Source organism: Sphingobacteriales bacterium (assembly GCA_016700115.1).
Taxonomy (GTDB): domain Bacteria; phylum Bacteroidota; class Bacteroidia; order Chitinophagales; family UBA2359; genus UBA2359.
The window spans coordinates 5,358,254-5,378,473 of the sequence record CP064999.1 but is presented as its reverse complement, the minus strand read 5'-3'; the positions used below and the strand labels follow the sequence as shown (position 1 = coordinate 5,378,473).

The 20,220-nt window shown below is 36.3% G+C and carries 16 protein-coding genes and 4 pseudogenes; 1 reads left to right on the top strand and 19 read right to left on the bottom strand.

From position 1 onward, the window contains the following. Positions 1–96: 96 nt before the first annotated feature. The 18 genes and pseudogenes from IPM47_19355 to IPM47_19270 form a co-directional block, all read right to left on the bottom strand. Positions 97–495: a hypothetical protein gene (locus IPM47_19355; protein ID QQS28964.1), complete on the bottom strand. Its 399-nt coding sequence runs from the start codon at positions 493–495 to the stop codon at positions 97–99. A 689-nt stretch (positions 496–1,184) separates the two neighbouring features. Beyond that, the gene (locus tag IPM47_19350) at positions 1,185–1,724 is read right to left on the bottom strand and encodes a GNAT family N-acetyltransferase (protein ID QQS28963.1); all 540 of its coding nucleotides are present in this window, start codon (positions 1,722–1,724) and stop codon (positions 1,185–1,187) included. 201 nt (positions 1,725–1,925) lie between these two features. Beyond that, positions 1,926–2,416: pseudogene (locus IPM47_19345) on the bottom strand (GNAT family N-acetyltransferase). Between the two features lie 23 nt (positions 2,417–2,439). Continuing rightward, a complete protein-coding gene (locus IPM47_19340; protein ID QQS28962.1) occupies positions 2,440–2,853 on the bottom strand; it encodes a glyoxalase/bleomycin resistance/extradiol dioxygenase family protein in 414 nt (137 codons plus the stop codon). 372 nt (positions 2,854–3,225) lie between these two features. Then, positions 3,226–4,011 carry a T9SS type A sorting domain-containing protein gene (locus tag IPM47_19335; GenBank protein QQS28961.1) on the bottom strand — a complete coding sequence of 262 codons (786 nt, stop codon included), beginning with the start codon at positions 4,009–4,011 and terminating at the stop codon, positions 3,226–3,228. Between the two features lie 374 nt (positions 4,012–4,385). Next, positions 4,386–4,841 carry a DUF1569 domain-containing protein gene (locus IPM47_19330; protein QQS28960.1) on the bottom strand — a complete coding sequence of 152 codons (456 nt, stop codon included), beginning with the start codon at positions 4,839–4,841 and terminating at the stop codon, positions 4,386–4,388. 73 nt (positions 4,842–4,914) lie between these two features. Next, on the bottom strand, positions 4,915–5,838 hold the full coding sequence (locus IPM47_19325) for a helix-turn-helix transcriptional regulator (GenBank protein ID QQS28959.1): 924 nt from the start codon (positions 5,836–5,838) through the stop codon (positions 4,915–4,917). Positions 5,839–6,070: 232 nt separating this feature from the next. Next, complete coding sequence (locus IPM47_19320; protein QQS28958.1) at positions 6,071–6,718, bottom strand: hypothetical protein; 648 nt, start codon at positions 6,716–6,718, stop codon at positions 6,071–6,073. 392 nt (positions 6,719–7,110) lie between these two features. After that, positions 7,111–7,977 carry a hypothetical protein gene (locus IPM47_19315; protein ID QQS28957.1) on the bottom strand — a complete coding sequence of 289 codons (867 nt, stop codon included), beginning with the start codon at positions 7,975–7,977 and terminating at the stop codon, positions 7,111–7,113. A 782-nt stretch (positions 7,978–8,759) separates the two neighbouring features. Then, entirely contained in the window at positions 8,760–9,533 is a 774-nt protein-coding gene (locus IPM47_19310) for a sulfite exporter TauE/SafE family protein (protein QQS28956.1), read from the bottom strand. Then, on the bottom strand, positions 9,534–9,965 hold the full coding sequence (locus tag IPM47_19305) for a DoxX family protein (GenBank protein QQS28955.1): 432 nt from the start codon (positions 9,963–9,965) through the stop codon (positions 9,534–9,536). It lies immediately after the preceding gene. Position 9,966: 1 nt separating this feature from the next. Continuing rightward, a complete protein-coding gene (locus IPM47_19300) occupies positions 9,967–10,428 on the bottom strand; it encodes a hypothetical protein (GenBank protein QQS31533.1) in 462 nt (153 codons plus the stop codon). Between the two features lie 92 nt (positions 10,429–10,520). After that, on the bottom strand, positions 10,521–11,363 hold the full coding sequence (locus IPM47_19295; protein QQS28954.1) for a helix-turn-helix domain-containing protein: 843 nt from the start codon (positions 11,361–11,363) through the stop codon (positions 10,521–10,523). 173 nt (positions 11,364–11,536) lie between these two features. Next, positions 11,537–11,842 (bottom strand): annotated as a pseudogene (locus tag IPM47_19290) (hypothetical protein). A 20-nt stretch (positions 11,843–11,862) separates the two neighbouring features. Then, positions 11,863–12,849, bottom strand: a complete 987-nt coding sequence (locus tag IPM47_19285; GenBank protein QQS28953.1) for a multidrug transporter — start codon at positions 12,847–12,849, stop codon at positions 11,863–11,865. A gap of 1 nt (position 12,850) precedes the next feature. Next, positions 12,851–13,522 carry a two pore domain potassium channel family protein gene (locus IPM47_19280; GenBank protein ID QQS31532.1) on the bottom strand — a complete coding sequence of 224 codons (672 nt, stop codon included), beginning with the start codon at positions 13,520–13,522 and terminating at the stop codon, positions 12,851–12,853. A gap of 389 nt (positions 13,523–13,911) precedes the next feature. After that, positions 13,912–14,264 (bottom strand): annotated as a pseudogene (locus IPM47_19275) (hypothetical protein). 415 nt (positions 14,265–14,679) lie between these two features. After that, a complete protein-coding gene (locus IPM47_19270) occupies positions 14,680–17,571 on the bottom strand; it encodes a class I SAM-dependent DNA methyltransferase (protein ID QQS28952.1) in 2,892 nt (963 codons plus the stop codon). A 142-nt stretch (positions 17,572–17,713) separates the two neighbouring features. Between IPM47_19270 and IPM47_19265 the strand changes: the two are divergent. Further along, positions 17,714–19,017 (top strand): annotated as a pseudogene (locus tag IPM47_19265) (transposase). A 339-nt stretch (positions 19,018–19,356) separates the two neighbouring features. On the opposite strand, the gene IPM47_19260 reads toward IPM47_19265, so the two are convergent. Further along, entirely contained in the window at positions 19,357–20,094 is a 738-nt protein-coding gene (locus IPM47_19260; protein QQS28951.1) for a hypothetical protein, read from the bottom strand. Positions 20,095–20,220 lie beyond the last annotated feature (126 nt).

Below are 20,220 nucleotides of genomic sequence, written 5' to 3'. Positions count from 1 at the left end.
TTTTAATTTTTAATAATGAGATAAACTGTCGTGCTGATTAAAGCACAACAAGCCGATACACTATTAGAGTGTCGGCTCAAAAACAAAAACAGTTAATCAAATAAGGAACACGCGATGACGGATGTAAAGCGGGTGCTTCAGGTCATCGGGTGGGTGTGCGCTATGGTCAAACTCTGTAAAGAGAAGCGGAGAGCGATAGTTAAAAGTCAGGTTGGAAGTAAGTGCAGGTTGAAAGTCCGAAATTTTAATTTTTATAAAGTTGCAGAAAACCTGTTGTGTTTTTCGCTGCTCGTCTTCTAACTTGAAGGTGGTGGTTTCGTCTTTGCAGCAGTTTTTTTTCATTTTCTTACTGCCGCAGGGACACTTGTGTTTTGTATCGAAGGGATTAAATGAGACTGAAGTAACCTTGCCCCCGCAATAATGAGTTGATATCGTTACCCCGATAGCGGGTATCAGGTAAAGAAACATTAAGAGTATGACGGCAATTTTTTTCATTCAGTCGCTTTAACGCTTCGCCAAAGATAATATTATTTATGATTGAAAGTTTATGACTCTCAGCAAAAGGTTATTTAAAGCACTGCCCTAAACAAAGCGTTGGCGGTTTAGCTCTTTTGACTTTGCCTCCGGGATGGCTTGTGCATTTGCAGCAAAAGTAAATGTGCCAAATGAGATAAGCAATAGAAATTCAATTTTTTTTGTGCGGTTGGGGTGTTTTAAATTTTTATTGTGCAGGCATGAGTTTTGGTCTGTCTGCCCGAACAGTCCCGATTTTATGTTTCCCGTATGTCGTTGTCCACCTGTCAAAATTTGTTGTTTTTAAGTTTACAGTCAGCCCATCTGTTTAATGGTTGCACTGTCGTCATAGATATTGCCACTAAGTCAGTCTATGAAAAAACCGCAAACAAAAATACACTAATATTTTAGGTTTTGGCATACTTACAAGGAACACCCCGGCAGCAGATGCCAATAATCTGTTTGGAGATCAGCATCGGAACTGATAACCCTGTTCGGTTTATTGATGCTTTTGTGGAGCGTCTCGATTTGTCAAAATTGGGTTAACCACCAATCATCATAAGCCTTTAAATTGAAGGCGCCTTTTTTAAAAATCGGGTAATTAGTGGTTTTTAGAGTAGTAGTGCAACAGTTACCGCTGTTATGGGTTGGTGTTCTGTCTTTCGTTCATTTCACTTTCGTAAAGTTTTTGACAATACTACTGTGTCTTCATAGTCAGGGACAAAGTTGTCAGGCAGATTTTTAGTTTCAATAAAACCTGCTTTTTTATATGCTTTAATTGCGATAATATTTCGTTTTGAGGGTGCTATGTAAATGGTCTCACATTGAAGTTTATAATACAGATATTCGCATAAAGTCTTTATGGCTTCTGTTCCAAACCCTTTGCCGGTGTATTTTCGGTCTGCTAACCAAATGTCAATTTCTGTTGATTTTGTAGTGATGTCTATTTCGTTGTAATTTATCTGTCCGATTGGTTGACCATTATGGATTAAAATAAAGCATTGTCCTTTTAAAGGTTGTGAGCCGTCAAAATAATGGTCTAAATAGTCTTGGTTAAACTCGTCCCAAGTCGGAATAGGATGGTCATAAAAATTTGGTGGACCAAGCATTGCCTTTGTCAAATTGGAATGAGCCAGCCAATTATATACACTTTTCTTGTCGTCCAAAGTTGCAGGCCTAAGTGTTAATAATTTGGTTTTAAATAGTTCCATTTCGATTAAATACAGTTGGTTATGTTTGTCGTCTGTTTCACCTTTACACAACGGCTACTTATTGGCGATGATAGGGCATTTGAAAAACGTGATCTCAACATTCGCACAAATGCCCAATAGAATTACAAATGTTGAGTTTACAACTGTCAGATCCGCTATTGCCAAAATGATGTTAGCGGTTTGTTGTGCCTTTTTCCATTGTTAAGTCGGTTTATAAATATATTCTTCTATTTCTGAGAGTCGTACATTCGCAAAGACTTTGTCAGTGCCGACTTTTTCAAAACCACAGTTTTCTAATACTTTCTGTGAACCAAAATTATCAAACGCAACTCTTCCATAAATTGGTTTGATTGTTTCAATTGTTAGAAATTCTTTTAGTGCTTTTCTCGCTTTACCTTGTCCCCAGTATTTTCTGTCAATCCAATAAGTAATTTCTGCGTCTCCTGCCATTATGAATTTCGCAATAATACCAACAATCAGATTTTAAATAATGATTGTTTGATTATCACAGCAGGGTTCCTTAACAACTTTTGGTATTTGTCCAAATACGCAGATTTGTCTGCGTGGTTATTTATTAGGTATAAAAGCAGCTAAAAGTAGCCACCTTCTTTGTCAATTTGATATTGAAATAAAGTATCCAGGTCTTCAATTACTGTTGGTCTAAGTTTTATGTCAAAGTTGCTGATAGTCATTTTCGTTGTTTTTCAGTCCACGGTTACTTTCCTGTCATTTTTTTAAATTTTTCTATGTCAAGAAACATTATTCCCCAGTTATGTCCGTCTAAATCTTCAATATTTCTAATTTGCATAAATCCTTCATCAATGAATTTTATTGGTTCTGTCCCACCTGCTTTTAAACCTTTCTCCATAATTTCGTTAACTCTATCAAGACTTTCAACTGGAAGTGTAAACGTAGCAATTCTGTTTTTTTTAGGGTCAGCTATGTTTTTCTTCTCTCCTTTTTTTGACATTTCAAGTGTCTGAAGCATAACATAAATTTGGTCTGTCCAAACCATACATTTTTGGTCGTCAAACGTAAAAAGAGGATTAACTGTAAATCCTATTTGTAAGTAAAAGTTCATTGAAGCATCAACGTCTTTTACTGGTAAATTGATAAAAATTTGTTTCATAGTCAGCTAAGTAGGTTTGACTAATCAATAGTCATATTATGGAAACTATATTTTTGTGGTGCTATTTTACAATACCGCTAACGTAAGTCTGATATAAAACCGTTAACAAAAATACACTAATATTTTAGGTTTTGGCATACTTACAAGGAACACCCCGCCGGCAGATGCAAATAATCTGTTTGGAGAACAGTATCGGAACTGAAAACCCTGTGCGGTTTATTGATGCTTTTGTTGAGCGTCTCGATTTGTCAAAATCGGGTTAACCACAAATCATTAAAAGCCTTTAATTTGAAGGTATTGTTTTTTTAATTGGGTATTTAGTGGTTTTTGAGTAGTTGCGGAACAGATACCCGTGTTGTGGGTTTGCAATCCTCATTGCTTAACGATCAACTTTCTGGTTACAGTGCTCCTTCCTGTCTGAAAAGTCAAGAAGTAAACACCATCAAGCAAATTGTCTGTTGAGATTTGTGTTTGATTGTCTGTGATGGAAACACTATCAACAAATTGTCCGAGGTTATTTGTAATTGTAAGTGTTCCTCTTTCAGATGTTGTGAAGGTGATTTTGTGCGAAGTCGGATTAGGATGATAATTTAAGAGTTCTTGCAAGTGTAAGTCGTCAGAGATTAACCATGTTTGACAGTTTAAACTTTTAATAGGAAAGTCAACAAGGTAATCGTCATAGTTGTAACTAGTCAGGCAGTTATTTAAGTAGTAACAATAAGGTGAACCAGAAATAAATCCCAAAACTGTGTTATTTACTACTCTAAGTCTATAGGCATCACACTGAAAGCCCGGTGTTCTATAATCTCCAACTACATCCCAAGCGTTTTCTACTGTGCCAATTTTTGGCAAAGCAAGAATTAATGTGTCACCAATGCCTCCCAAACTAGCGGCACTTGCAAAAGTTAAAGAGTCATTGCACATGTAGTAAGGTCCGCCCAAGTCCCATATCGTTATAGTGTCTCTGTTCTCACTGCCATAAAATACGTTTATTACTTTTAATGAAATTCCATGAGGAAAGGCATCAATTACAACGCAACTTGCAGTCAAGTCGTAACTCGTATGAGTGTAGCAGAATGATTGTCCACCACTACAACTGCAAGCGAAAGAACTATTGAATAGAAATAACAACGATGAAATCAAGATGATGAGTCTCATGATAGTTTTAGTTTATTGTCAGTCATCCTAAAGATAGTTTTAAACAAACAACCTCCACAAATGCATTGCTGTTAACGTCAGTCTGTGAAAAAACCGTTAACAAAAATACAATAATATTTTAAGCTTTGGCATACTTACAAGGAACACCCCGCCGGCAGATGCAAATAATCTGTTTGGAAAGAAGCATCAGGGCAGAAAACCCTGTGTGGTTTATTGATGCTTTTGTGTGGCATCTCGATTTGTAAAAATTGGGATAACCACAAATCATTAAATGCCTTTAATTTGAAGGTATTGTTTTTTTAATTGGGTATTTAGTGGTTTTTGAGTAGTTGCGGAACAGATACCCGTGTTGTGTGCTGCTCTTGTCCATGTGTTTAAAGGCTGAATTGTGTCAAGTGGTGATTGATGTGCCGCCACATGAGCCTTGCCCATTCATTGTTATTGAGTTTTCCAAATGTCGGCTGAATAGGGAATGGTTTTGAATTTTGATGTTCCGAAAAACGATGAATGGCTAAAATCAATTCTTGTTTGTCTCTTTCAAATTCGTTGAGCTGGGAACCCTTCACGCCCTGAATAAACTCAGGAGCAGTTGGTGCCCCTTTTGGCCATGGCAGATACTGTGAAAACAGTTTGTTTACAGGCCACTTTGAAAAAATGCTTGGGTTCAATGGCACAGGTCGGTCTCCTATGGCACAACGCAGTGGGTCGGTCATGTGAACGATAACCTGATGTGCGTTCATTTTACCCCATTTAGGTAAATGATTGGGCGATAAATTTGATAGGCGATTGATTAACTCGTCTTTGTCTTGCTGATTAAATAAATTTTTCATTGCTATTGCAGTTTAAGTTTACTGCAAAATTGAAACAACCGTCCTGGTTATGATGTGCAGAAACGGAATAATTTTACGCCGTGAAAGAATTCTTACGAACCATCATCGGCAAAGTATTGAATACTCTTTTAAAAGCCCTTATAAAAGCAGAAGCATCCTCATAACCGACAAGCAAGGCTATTTCCGATACCTGCATGTGAGTGGTTAATAACAAGTCCATCGCTTTCTCCATTCGTTTTTGCAAAAGATACTGATATACCGGTTTCCCGAAAACTTCTCTGAAACCTTTTTTGAGAACAAACTCATTTGTTCCTGCAAGTCTGGCAAGCTGTTCATGTGTGAAGCATGAAGATAAGTCAGACAGAATCCTTCCCTGAACAAAGTAAATTTTATCAATGTCAGATTTGGTAATAGTAATGTTTGAATAATAATCACAGTGCTCGGTCTCAAGCAAAATGGCAATTAATTCAAGCATTTTGCTTTCCATAAACAGCTTTGAAGAAGTTGTTTGGTCATTAACATTCAACAGTTGACTTACAGCATAATAAGCACGAGGTGTCCATTTGAAATTATTGCAACTACATACGTTCTTATATATCGCTCTCTGAAATTTTTCAGGGAGTGCCTCAATAGCTATGTCAAGGAGAGAAATAAAACGACTTAATTCAATATAAAACGAAGCCATAAGAACATCCCCTTTTGCAGTAAGTTTTTGAACTGTTGGGTTTGGCTGGATAATCATTAAGTTGCATTTGTCGCCACCAAAATTTGCAGGCGGAACACTATCACCTTGTGTAAAGGAAGTTTGTCCGTTAAAAATGAAGTGAAGAGCCGCTTTACGCATATCCGAGTGAAAACTGTGTTCTAATATGACTTTTTCATAAGAGCAGGACTTTGTAAGCGTAATGGAAGCACTACTACCTATCTGAAAGTTTTCATGTCTGACCCGAAGTCCATTACGGTCAATATTTGTATTGTCTCTGAGTTGAATGATCATGATTGGTGTCATTTAGATTAGAACACAACGATGAAGGGATTAAAAAGTAAAAATAAGGGTTAAGAACTACTACTGTTCGTTTTCCTCCAGGATTTGTTACTTGCACAACTGTTTGTTTACCTTTCAAAGTTCTTCTTTTTTCTATTTCTTGCAATTTTTATGTTAGCGGCATGTGCTACAGTTTGCCCGAAGAACATCAGCCCGAAGTCTGCAGAGAAGTTTGTTAGAAGGCTCATTTGATTTCATTTGTGTTAAACTTGTTCTCTTGATAAACTCTTAACAATACATAAATGCAAGCAGCAGAAATTAAAACGATTCCAAGTTGATTATGATATGCAGGATGTTCAGGTGGTTTTATCTTACCCAAAAAAGTTTTAACAATGAAACTACTGATATTAAGTAAAAAAAGAATTATGACAATGTAGAGGGGGTTGTTTAAATTTTTATACTTCCAAAGAATAACTGGAACTAAAACAATAGAAGTGAAAGTAATTATTCCATGTATTGTTCCTCCGATTTCTACTGGTCCATTTAGAGCAAGTGATTCTCCATGACTTATGAAACGAAGAATAACAAACAATAAATGGATTAAGTGATTACAAGTAAATAGGGTTATCAAAATCAGAAAAGATACCTTTAGCTTTTCATTACCATAAATATTTTTAAGTCCGTAAAACCCTACCGTTAATAATATAGAAAGTATAATGAATGATGATACTCTGCCTGCTAAACGGGCGCACTTATCAAAAATAAATTCTGGTTGAATTGCAAAAAAGTTATTCCTATCTAAAGTGCTTGTCCAAGTTGCCCACAAGTAAATTGATAATTCTAAGCAACAAATAAGTGTAATTAAAAGTGGTAATCTTTTCTTCGTCAGCATAAGTAGTTTCAATTTAATTAGAGCTGTTACGAAAATTATTAACTTTTAATTCTTGCAATCAGTTCAGAGTTGTGATGTCGCCAAAGCTTTGTTGTTAACGTCAGTCTGACTATAAACCGTTAACAAAAATACAAGAATATTTTAAGCTTTGGCATACTTACAAGGAACACCCCGCCGGCAGATGCAAATAATCTGTTTGCAGAGCAGTATCGGAACTGAAAAACCTGAGGGGTTTATTGATACTTATTTTGAGTGTCTTAGATTATTCGAAAACTCAGGCAAGTTACAAATCAGCAGAAACTTTTAATTTGAAGGTAACTTTTTTAAAAATCGGGTATTTAGTGGTTTTTGAGTAGTTGTGCAACGGTTGCTTGTGTTGGCAGTATTCATTGTTATTCATCTTTTTTCTTCTTGTCCTTTTTGTTTCGCTTTTCTTGGTCTTTATTGTTTTTGTCAAATATGTCTCTTGGAATTACAGTAAGTTGGTCGGTCTTACAACTCCAAATATTCATATACTTTTCAGAAACTACAATATGCTGTTCCCATTTTGCAAATTTTTCATATAGCATCAGTGTGCAAATGTCTGTGGCTGTCATAAATTCTCCTGTCTCAGGCAAATGGCTGTGCATAGCTCCAACACTTTTATTGTCTTCATCTTCATTTTCATCATAGTAAACTGGAATGATATTTTTATGAAGTTGCTTTTTGACCATTAATTTGTTGTTGTTATCAAAAGTCAGCAAATAGTCGTTGCCAAAAATTACTACGCCATAATTTCGAGGTCCTGTCAAAACATAAACCTTTTTGTCATTACCATTGATTAGTGGAATTAAATTTAGATTGGTGTTCATGTAGGTTTTAAACAAAGTATCAGAGTTAATTTCTGTCAATGCAATTTTTCTAATTTCATATAAGTCATTCTCTGTCTTTGTAAATTCTCTTTCAGTCAAACTTACATTTGCTGTCTTTATGTTGTATGTACTGTCAAACGAAATAGTTCCAATTACTATTGGTTTTTCTGCTTTTGAAAAGAAAATACATATAGCAACCTCTTTGTCTGAATATGAAAAGTAACCACCAATATTTTCTCTGTCTTGATAGTTTTCTAAAAACAAGTCTGTTCCATACCAAGAAGCCATTTCTGATTTATATAAAAGTTTTCCTTCTGCAACAATTGGTTGCGCCTCTTCTGTTGGATTTTTTTGTCCAAATACACTTAAAGTTAAAAGTGTCAATAAAAATGTTAATGCTTTATTCATTGTAGTTTGTCGCTTTATGGTTACTGCCAACACCAGTCTGTGAAAAACCGGTAACAAAAATACAAGAATATTTTAAGCTTTGGCATACTTACAAGGAACAATCTGCCGGTAGATGCAAATAATCTGTTTGGAGAGCAGCATTTGTGCCGATATCCCTTTACGATTTATTGGTGTTTTTGTTGAGAGAATGGAGTTATCGAAAATCTCAGCGTAAGTTATACCAACTATGATTTGATTTTGCACCACACATGATTAGTTAAAGTCTTTAAATTGGGTGGGGTATTTTTGACAACATAATGGTATAACCTTATTACCTTAGTAAAATATATAACAAGTAAACTCACAAACCTTATTACCTTATAAAAATGAAAGCATAAAAAAGGGATGTATGCACTTCGGACAATAAGGTAATAAGGTTTTTTTTGAGTGTGTAATTAGTTGGTTACTAAGGTCATAAGGTGGTGGTGAAAACAAACTACTCGGTTTGTTACCTAAAGGAGGGCAGACTTTTTCAATTATTCTTAACCGCCTAAGTCAACTCTTTAAGTCATCCACAGACATTTAAAACCAACTCTAATTTAATTTTGCACTACGCATGATTGGTTAAAGTCTTTAAATTGGGTGGGTTATTTTTGACTACGTAATGGTATTACAAATCAGCAAAAGCCATTAAATTGAAAGCAACGTATTTTTAAAATCGGGTATTTAGTGGTTTTTGAGTAGTTGTTCAACAATTACCCATGTCATAGCCAGCCCTTCTTCGGTCAATTTGCTTGTCATTTTCAAATTAGTCCTGAACCAAGTGCAAGCGAAATAGTTATCAGCATCACCGCAACTGTTACTTGCAAAAATCTTAGTGTTACTTTCTTTAAAAGTTTGTTGCCGATGTATGCTCCAATGATTGCTGAAAGCGTGGCACAAATAACCAGAGTCAGGTTTTCATCTAAACCCGCTTTTGTAAATCGGGTGGCATAAACGCTTAATCTTGTAAAGTCCACAAAGGTTGATACTACAACAGCAGTTCCAATGAATGCATCTTTTGAAAGTCCCGCTTTGATTAAAAATGCACTCCGCAAAGCACCTTGATTTCCCGAAAGTCCGCCAAAGAAACCGCTCAATGCACCGCCAATGGGTAGCTTATCTTTACCGAATTGCAGTTTCTTGAAATAGGGAATAAGGTCAATGCTTGCGAAAATGATTAATAGAATGGAGATAATAAACTTTACAGGAAACACTTCAAAAGTTTTTCCAAACATTTCGTATGAAAACAATGGCTTTGCATCAGGAATGTTTAAAAGCAACCATGAACCTACTATTGCTGCAATAACGGCAGGAACTCCAAATCGAAACAAAACAGCTTTATCTGCATTTTTCCCTACTAAAATCAATTTGAAAACATTGTTAAAAAAATGCACAATTCCGGTTAATCCAATAGCTAAATCAACGGGAAAGAAAATCATAAAAACAGGAGTCAGAATTGTGCTAAGTCCGAAGCCCGAAAAAAATGTAAGAATGGCAACTATAAACGCTGCTAATGATATGATTATGATCTCCATTTAGTTTTGCGTATGATTAAGTTTATGGTCAACCGACCAATATCCACCGCCTTTAATGAACAGGAAAATACTTCCGAGCAACATTGACCAATCTGTTCTACTTCCGTGCAACATTTCCCAAAAACCTTTATCGGCTAAAACTTCTGCTTTTGTGGTTGCCATGGCAACAAGCATAATGATTATAAGCGGAATACTTGCCAAGCGAGTAAGCATACCAATTAAAATCAATGCTCCGCAAAGGATTTCAAACGTGCCGACAAAACTTCCTAAAAATTCAGGGGACGGCAGACCAATTTTTTCAAATCGTCCTGCTCCTAATGTGTCGGGAAAAAGAAATTTCTGAATGCCTTCAGAAAGAAATACAGCACCAACCATCAAGCGAATGATTATTGTCGTTTTTGAGTTGTCAGTATGAATGATTTTTTTAAACATCTTATTTTCTAATTGGAGATAGTCTTACTGTTGGTATTTGAACATTGAAAAACGACACTTTTTCCAGTACGTGGCAATTGTTACAGTTAATGATCAATGTTTGGAAGCCTTTATTAAAAATAACAGTGTCTTTACTTTGAATGGATTTTTTCATTTCGGGCAAAACATAATTCAAAAAATGCTCTGCCGATTTTGCCCTATTAGGTCTGCGTTCCAATCCGTTTTCAATGGCAATTTTGATTTTCTCTAATTGATAGTCGGCATATTCCCAGTTTTCGTCTTGTCCTGCCCAGTATAATTCCTGGTAACGATACCCTGTTTCCACCATTGCATTATCAAAGCCACGAAATTGTTTTTCTATGGTTTTTATTTTCTCTTGCTCTGTTCCTGTAATCCATTCTCCCTGTGAGGTGTCAGATTTATGGTTGCAAGCAAACAATACCGCAACGGCAACCAAAAGAATTAAATACCTTGTCTGACGCAATAATTTTTTCACGTTGCAAATTTGATACTATACAACGGTTAAAACGTGGTATATTTGAAAAATGTCTGGTATCAGGAGTTTACTCTGAATTGCTGAGGAGTTTGACCTGTCGCTTTTTTGAAATACTTTACAAAATGTGATGCGTCAGAAAAGTCAAGTTCATACGATATTTCGGAAATAGTTTTTGTAGTGTAAATCAACAACCGTTTAGCTTCGCTTAAAATAAATTCTCCCAATACTTCGGCTGCCGATTGATTGGAAACTTTTCTGCAAATCGCATTTAAATTTTGTGAGGAAGTGTTCAACATTCCGGCATAATAAGCAACCTTATTTTTCAAAGTCTCTCCCGAACTTAGCATTTCAGAAAATGAATTGTAAAGGTCTAATTTTGTCGAAGGGGTTTTTAATGTTGGTCTTGCGATTTCCAGTATTTTAGAAAGTAGTGCTTTTAGCAGTCCTTCTGTAATCGTAAATGTGTGTTCTGCAACTATTTTATTTTCTTCCGTCAATAACTCTAAGAGTTTTTCAATCGTTTCATTGTTCTTTACACTTATACAGCTTAGCTTGCTAACCTTTGAAAAAAGTGATTTTAGTTCGCTGTCCAGTGTTTTCTCAATGAATGATTTTTTAATAATTACAACATAACCCTTTGGCTCGTTGGTCAATTCCCAATGATGTACTTGTTCTTTTCTCACAAAAAATAAAACGGGGGGATTTACTTTGTGTTGAAAATTATCTATGAAATGGAAGCCACTTCCTTTTGATAAGTAAATAATTTCAAAATAATTATCGTGCTTGTGCGGTGTCGTTTTTCGGATGTCTTTCTTAAAAGGAGCAGCTTTTATATTCCTGTCCTGTTCAATTTTATTTTTAATCTGAACATTCTCTTTTAGCTGGGTTTCCTTTTTTTTCATCTCTGCAAAGTTATTATTTTTTTGGCGCGGTTTTTTTGAGGGTTGGCTTGTCTTTTCTTCAAAAGTGCGGTGGACAAAAATTAAATCTTTCTTAAGTCAGCCTGCCTGTCGCCCGTTTTTTTGTCAATCATAAAGCTGTTAAATGGTCTGAAGTTAAAATTTTTCTGTCATTGTCAAGAGATAAACAATGCTCCTTCATCAGGAACGTGGCTGGCAAATGCTCCCATTCCTGTAAGTCCTGTTAATGGAAATCCATCTAATCCACCCATTTTAAAAGGGACTGTAAACTCTTGCGTTCGTGCAGGATATTGAATACTGTTCACATCATCACTTCAACTACTGTCGGCAAGCATTACTTGTTTAGGGTCTAAGTCTTATTCGTATTCTACAAAATCTATGATTTTGTTTACACGGTCAATGGTGGTTATTGCTCTTGGATACCATTTGTGAAGAATGGCTAATTTTTCTCATTTCTTCATTTTTGCTGATTACTTTAAAATTACATTAGGATGTTGTTTGTTGATGCAATTGGGTTGGGCAGTTGGTTTTCGTCAAGCATATCTCTCAAATCAATTTCAATGGTGCGACTTAGAGCAGCCATCGGAATATCATTTGCACCGCCTTCAAAAGGGTTTTCGGTTGCTTCACCAACTTTTTCCATTGAAGTAAAAACCCAAGAAACGATAACTGTAAATGGAATGGTTAGCCAAACAAAATGTTCGCCCAATTTTTGAAATTCGTTGAGCATACCGAAAGGCAACATCACAACCATAAGCCACACAAAAAACAAATTAATGCTTGCAAATTGTCGTGGATAGGGGAAGTTCTTAATGCGTTCACATTTGCCTTGATGGTCATATAAATCGGCTAATCTTCTTTCCAATTCTACATATTCATAATGTTCAATTTTTCCTTCGGCTCTTAATTGTTTTATGTGCTTTGATTGTAAAGCAATCAATTGAGTCGCTCGGTTTTTCTTGACAACTATATAATTGTGTTCATCATCTGAAAGGTATTTTTTTAATTCTTCTTCTATCGTGCTCTCCCATTCAGGAACAGAATAAAAATTACGATACTCGATGTTATGTTTCTTGTTTGAGTTTTCCCAAGATTGTGGTTTACGCAATTGAAAACGCAAAGCAGTGAGCCAGGCACAATGTCTGTAAATCAATTGTTCAATTTCTGATTTGTCGGCATTTACAAAATCTTTGCTCATCATACCCCAAGTGCGACTTGTGTTTACAATTGCTCCCCAAATCTGTCTTGCTTCCCAAAGTCGGTTATACGTTTGTGTATTTTTGAAACCAACGATAAAAGCGGCTGCCGTGCCAACTAATGCCACAGGAACCCAAGGAATAGCAATCCATTTCAAATCAAAAACTTGAAATAGAACCGTTGGTATGGTTGCCAAAATAACCAGGACATAAATATCACGTCTTGTCCAAAGTAAGAATTCTGATATTTTGTAATGACTTCCTGTGTGCATATTATTTTGAGTTTGAATGATTGGTGAACTTGCTTATCAAAATACCAATTAAAACAACTGAATAGAATTGACCTGCAATTCCGATTAATGATGCTGCCAATTTGGTGTAGGGGGCATTGGGTGTAATGTCGCCATAACCGATTGTTGTTAAAGTGATAGAGCAATAATAAACCAAGTCTATAAATGTGTGTGCCGGACTACTGTGGTCTATACCTTTAAATGAATTCGTGTCCGTATAAACCCAAATTTGAAAAAGAAAAACAAATATTTCTATCAAAAGAAAAAGACCGCAAGCTGCTGCTGAAATAATGTCTGTGTTTATGTAACCCGGTTTGATTAAAAACTTGAATACTTCTAAAAATATAAACGAGAAGAAAATAACATAGCACACGTTCAGTAAAAACATAAATTCTGGAACACCTTTGAAAAATGGAAGCAGCACCGGAAACGCAATGACAATAATTGCCAATATGTTTTTAACGATGTTTTTTAGTTTTCCTTTTTCAATAAACACACCCACACTTGCCAACCCAAGAAATACCATATTAACAGGCCAAAGTATTTCTGTATAGAATGGGATATCACGTACAACAATACCAATATAAAGGTGTTGGATGAGGGCAATTAGCAACAGCTCATATTTTCTTTTAAGCAAGAAGTTCTTGATGTTCATTTTACTTTCTTCGACCGATTTCCAATCTTGTTTTTTTACCTTATTTGTTAACTGTGAATTTAAAGAATACAATAAATGTTCCCCATTGTCCTGCACAGAAATTGCCAAAAATATTTTTTCCATCATTTTCAACTATGTCAATGGTTAGGAATTTCTCTTTCTTGTTGAATGTGTTGTCAAAGAAGGAATTGAACCCCAAAGTTATACCATCATCAGTAAAAACGTTATCTTAGGTAACATGAGAATTCTAAGCATTAAACTCGTTTGCTTGTAGTGCTTCAATGGCACTTTTTGCGTTTGGGTTTGTAAGTTTTGAAAAGTCCATATTGCTCTCTGTTTTTTTGTCTGAAGAAGTTTCAATTTTGTATTGTGCTGTTTGTTGCAAGCAGTTAATGAAAGCGAACAAGCACAAATAATTGCGAATAATCTTGCCCACACAAAAAAATTGTTTTTAGCGGGAGTTGGAGATAGATGATGATTATATTGAGCAATAGAAAAGGGATGTCTATTGCAGCACCTTTAAGTCTTTGTCTAAAAGATGCAGGCATATAATCATTAAAATTCCTGCTGCCATTGTGAAGTTGCTCCATACAAATGATTTTGGAAACAAAATCAATAGGGCAGCAATCATTGTAATTGCACCATTTATCATAATGGCTGTTTTTGAAAAGTTCCATTTGCTGAACATTGCCAACATTTCGGGTTTTCCTGTAAGCATAGCAAAACTTTGTTTTAGACCCATAAATACTGCTACAAGAATTAAAATTGAGTTGATAATTTTGATTGTCTTAGTGCCTTACGTTTATATCTGTGTCGTTTTTTTAGGGTTGCAAATAACGTAAGCCTATGAAAAAAACGGTAACAAAAATACACTAATATTTTAAGTTTTATCATACTTACAAGGAACACCCCGCCGACAGATGCATGTAATCTGTTTGGAGAGCAGCATCGGAACTGAAAACCCTGTGCGGATTATTGATGCTTTTATTGAGCATCTTGATTTGTCAAATTGGGGTAGCCCACCAATCAGCAGAAGCTTTTAATTTGAAGGTAACAATTTTCTAAAATATCGGGTATTTAGTGGTTTTTGAGTAGTTGTGAAACGGTTGCCGCGGTAAGGTGTCGGCATTCTTTTCTTTCGTATGTTTTCGTCTTTGTCACGCTGTTGATTTTTTAGTCTTTTTTGGTTTCTCTTTTGTAAATAAATCAGCCGTGTACTTTTCATAAAGCTCAAATAAAAACACCATTCTGTTGGCCTCACTTGTAAATGGTTGTGGTCTGTAAGCCAGGTCAACGGCTTTGTCTAACTCGTTATGTGCTTTTATTAAAGATGGAGGCATTGTTAAAGGATCATAAAGGTCGGCAAGGGATGAATTAGGAAATTCTGTTCTTGCATCTAACACTTTCTGTGCGGCTGTTTCAATCGCTTTGATTTGTTTGTCGGTTGGGTTTTCTGGCCAAGGGTAGTTGTTGTAAACAATACTAGAAGAAAATCTAAAATCACTTTTCAATCGTCCGCAAGTATATTTTACCCAAGCAATATGCATAGAAGAACTTAATATCCCAAAATGAAGTAATGTTGCATTTGGTAATGCAGTACAACTATCATTTACAATAAAATCTTTCGAATAAAAACCCAATGGCAAATACTTTCTATTTTCAGATGAAGTTCTTGGTATTAACAGGAAATCACTTTTAGGTTGCCTTGGTTCAGCAAATAAGGTTGGAGTTTTTGCAGTTTCTCTTGTTTGTGCCTTTGTACTTGATGCTCTGTAATTGGCAACACTTTCAATTCTATCTTTTACCAATGGTAAGCTTCTTATTTCTTTAGGGTCGCTATCTTCTAAATATAATACCCATCTGTTTTTCCCATTTATGAATTCATCTCCTGAAAGAATTGCTTTAAATAAATTTTTTGCCTGTGGTTCTTTCTTAATAAATTCATCCTTTTCAATGTCTGTAAAAAGATAAAATCCACCATCAACAATTTTATTTCCATACAACATTTCTGGAACTTTGCAAATAGGCTTAGTTCTCGACAATAAAGCAAAATCTTTACCTTCCACTAAATAAGGATTAATATTTTTAACTCTCATTTCGTGGGGTTTGCCTTTTAGGCCTTCGTATTCATAAATGGTTTTGTAGTTTGTATCGTAAGCAGCGAAACCAATAATTACAACATGCACCGCAGCATTTCCTCTCGCCTCATTATTCCAGCTAAAAGTTCTATGAGCAAAATGAATTTTGATTTTAAAATGGTTAAATAACAAATTCCATAAAATACCAACTTGCTCACCTTGCACTATGGAATTGGTAGAAACAAAAGCAACTTTGGTTTTAGTATTTTGAATAAGTTGAGCCGCTTTTAAATACCATGCAGTTACATAATCTAAAACGCCAGCACCTTTTACTCCAGCAAACACTTTCTCCATATCTGCCTTTTGAGCACTATTTTGGTTTGATTTTCCAATAAACGGCGGATTACCAATGATGTAATCAAAGGTGTTTTTAATGGTTAGTTTTTCTACATAATGGCTTCTCTCATCTATAATAGTAAGGTTCTTGGTTTTGATGTTTACTGTTTGGTATTCAACTGAATGCTCGCTTACAATCACGGTTGTATTGTCTGCTTCAATATCTATGGTTTGTTTTTTTATCAAATCGCCCCATTCTATTTGAAGCGCATTTCCATGAACAATCTTTGCAGCCTTCTTCAAAGGCAAACGAACAAAGTATTGCCCAAACTCATTGCTAATTTGCATATTCATTTGGTGGTCAATTAGCCACATTGCTACTTCGGCAATTCGGGCAGGAAATTCTTCATATTCAATACCGCACATCATATCCACGTCAAGCAAAATAATACTGCTTACGTCCATTACTTGCTGACCCCTTTTATAAGTAGCTCTTAATATCTCTAATTCCAACAATCGCAGTTCTCTGTATGTAATAATAAGGAAGTTCCCGCATCCGCAAGCAGGGTCGAGGAATTTAAGCGTGCTTAGTTTTTTATGAAATTCGGGGAGTTTGTTTTTGTTGCCTTTGATGCTCTCAAATTCTTTCCAAAGTTCGTCCAAGAAAAGCGGTTTGATCAGCTTTAAAATATTGGTTTCGCTGGTGTAATGTGCGCCCAAGTTTCTGCGCTCTTTCGGATTCATGACGCTTTGAAACATAGAGCCAAAAATCGCAGGAGATATTTTGCTCCAATCAATGTAACAGCAGTTTAACAAGGCTTGTCGCATTTTGCTGTCGAAACTTGCTGTGGGCAAGAGTTCTTCAAATAATTTTCCGTTTATGTATGGAAAGTCGGCAAGTTGTTCATCAAGATTTTTAAAACGGTTTTCTTTGGGTGTGTTCAGCACCTGAAAGAGTTCTTGCAGTTTTGCTGCAAGGTCGCTTCCGTCTTCAGCAGTCCGCTGTTCTAAATAGTCTTGAAATTGTTGTTTATTGAAAATGGTGGTGTCTTCGGCAAATAAACAAAACAGAATACGAACCAAGTAAACTTCTAATGGGTGTCCGGTATAGCCGATTTCTTCCAATCTGTCGTGAAGTTTACCCATCAACTCGGCTGCTTTAATGTTTGCAGGGTCTTGTTCTTTGTAAACCTTTTTTTGATAACCTAATAAGTATCCGAAATGCTGAACATTATTTACAAGGTCATTCAACATAAACTCTACGATCTTGTCTTCTTCAAGGTCGTAAAGTCGAAAGTTTTCAAAATCCGAAACAAGAATGTATTTCGGCAATTCGTGCTCTTTTAGTCCGTGGGTATAGTCTTTGGCTTGTTGATAGGCTTTGTCAAGGTTTTTGCCCCGACTTTTCATTTCTATTAAAATCATTCCTTTCCAAAGCAGGTCAATGTAACCGTCTTTGTCGTCCAATTTTTTTACTCTATGTTCAAAAGTCGAAACCCGTTTGCTTGTAATTCCAAACACATTAAAGAACTCAACCAAAAAAGGTTTTGCGTCTGCTTCTTCGTTCAACGTGTCGGCCCATTCTTTTGAGAATTTTAATGCCCGGTCTTTTATTTCGTTCCAACTTAAAGTCATTCTTTTTCCTGTTTGTTATTGATTGTTTTCCTGTCTGTTGTGTGTCTTCCTATGCTTGCACCTAACGGCAGCCTGTGAAAAAACTGCCAACAAATATACAATAATATTCTAAAAAGTAACAAAAAATGCGTAATTTTATGCTATGGCATACTTACAAGGAACACCCCGCCTGCAGATGCAAATAGTCTGTTTGGAGAGCAGCATCAGAGCTGATAACCCGGTTCGGTTTATTGACGCATTTGTTGAACATCTGGATTTATTAAAATTGGGTTTTGACCTAACTACCACAGCATTGCCGATTTTCGCAAAGACAATCCGGATGCGTTGCGCAAAACCTTTAAGTTGTTTTTGCTTTTTTGAAAGATGCCGAATTGGTGAGTGGTGAAACAATTGCTATAGACGGCACAAAGATTAGGGCGAACAACAGCAAAAAAAAATAACTACAACCCGAAGAAGATAGAGCGTCACTTAGCCTACATTTCACGTCAAACGGAGCAATACATAGCAGAATTAGAGCAAAACGACCAAAGCGACCGTCAAGCTGAGATAAAGCAGATACAAGAGAAAATCAATCGCCTGCAAGCCGGCAAGCTGAAATACGAAGCGTTGGCATCCCAAATAGAGAAAACAGGCGCTACACAAGTGAGTACGACTGATACAGATGCCCGTTCCTTGCTCATTCATGGTCAGGTGGTAGAGGTAGCCTATAATATACAAACAGCAGTGGATAGTAAACATAGCCTTGTGGTGGCAACCCATACGATCAACCAAAACGACAGAAATGCCCTTAGTGGCATAGCCACCGAAGCAAAAGAAAACTTACAATTGGAAAACACGACCATTTTAGCCGACAAAGGCTACCACAATGCCCGGCAACTAAGCGAGTGCAAAGAAGCCGGCATCACCACCATCGTTGCCCAACAGGAAACGGTAAACAGCAACGCACACGGCACCACTGAAGCCTACTTGGTCACTCAGTTCACCTACAACCAGGAAACAGACACCTACACTTGTCCGCAAGGCGAAACGCTTTCGACCAAAGGCAGATGGCACAACAAAGCAAGAGATTACACCCCTACAAGTTTAAAAAAAAATAGAACCTCTGCTTGCAAAAACTGCCTGGTAAAACACCTCTGTACCGGCAGGCAAAAAGGGGGTAGGGAAATAGAACGCAGCGAATTTGCCGAAGTAGTAGCCCAAAACAGCGAACGCTATCAAACCCAAAAAGCACAATACCGCAAACGGCAGGAAATCAACGAACATATTTTTGGAACTATCAAACGGCAATGGAACTACTACTACACCAACCTCCGGGGGTTATCAAAAGTAAACGGAGAACACAGTTTGATTTTGTTGGTCTATAACATCAAACGCACTATCAACATACTTGGGATGGAAGAACTATTGATAAAGCTCAAAAATTGGCAGCCCGACTATCCAAAGTAGTCTTGTTTGCTCAAAAAAACGACTTTTATATTGCCTCTCAGCACTCTTTTTCATTTTGAACAAAAGTTGTAACCTCAAAAACATCTCCGCTCCAATCAAAAGTATAGGCTTTGGGGATTATTCTATAGCCAGTTTTTATGAGAGTTTTTGCAAAAAAACAAGTTTTTTCACAGCCTGACGGTTTGCGGCTTGGCGTAATGGCGGATTTTTAGCACAAAAGTTCAATCGAAGAACTGCACTTAAACCTACCACAAAACTGTCATACGAACCACTTCACCCGCCATTGAGCCAAACGCCTATTATGCGGTAGCTTTTCTCTTATGTCTTTATATTTTGTTCTCATTGCTTAGTGAAGGCTTCCAAAATTTTGGGTCCATATTCAATGCCAAATTCAATTAGCTTTTTTATCAATTGCTTCTTTGCTTCAGTTACAATCTCCTTAGCAAGCGATTTGCTAGTCTTGTATAATTTTCCAAAAACCTTTGTAACACTTTTCATTACCTGGCTTTTCGTTGTTGTCGCCAAGTTTTCTTGAATTAATTTAATGTCGTTAAGAAGTTCATTTTTTGTCGTATCGGCTAATTTGTCACCTGAATTTTCAATTGCAGTTGAAAGAGAAAGCAAATATACTTCTACCAAATCTTGTTGGTTTGGGTCAAAAGGTGAAGTATCTGCATCCTCGTCAACAATTTTGAATTCATTATAATAAAATTCGGCGTACTGTTTTACAAAATTGTCATCATGAACACTTGGAGTTTCATGAATATCTCGAATGAGGTTTATCCAATTTTTAAGTTGTCCTCCAAGGTCGTTTATAGTTGTCTGTGTAATTGTTTGTTTTGCACTTGAAGTGCTACCTGGTTTGAATTCGAAAGCATATTTTGATATATCATAGTTGCCAATACGTTTTGAACCATCAATAAAAATTCTAAAGAAGTTCTTAGAGTTGCTGTCCGATTCTACAAAGCAATAATAAGTGTTGTCCTCTCTCTTAAACTGAATAAGGTCAAGGTTTGCTTGTGCAATCGGTTCAATTGTCTTTAGGAGGTCAAGTGGTATGTCTTTCTTAGTAATCATTTTATTCCAATGTCGGTTCTAAAGTGCGCATAAGAAAAATGTTTGCGAAGGGCGGGTTAAATAGCACTTTCCTTGCCCTACGCACAAAGTTTATAGAAAGTACAAAAGCCAAAATTACGCACATTA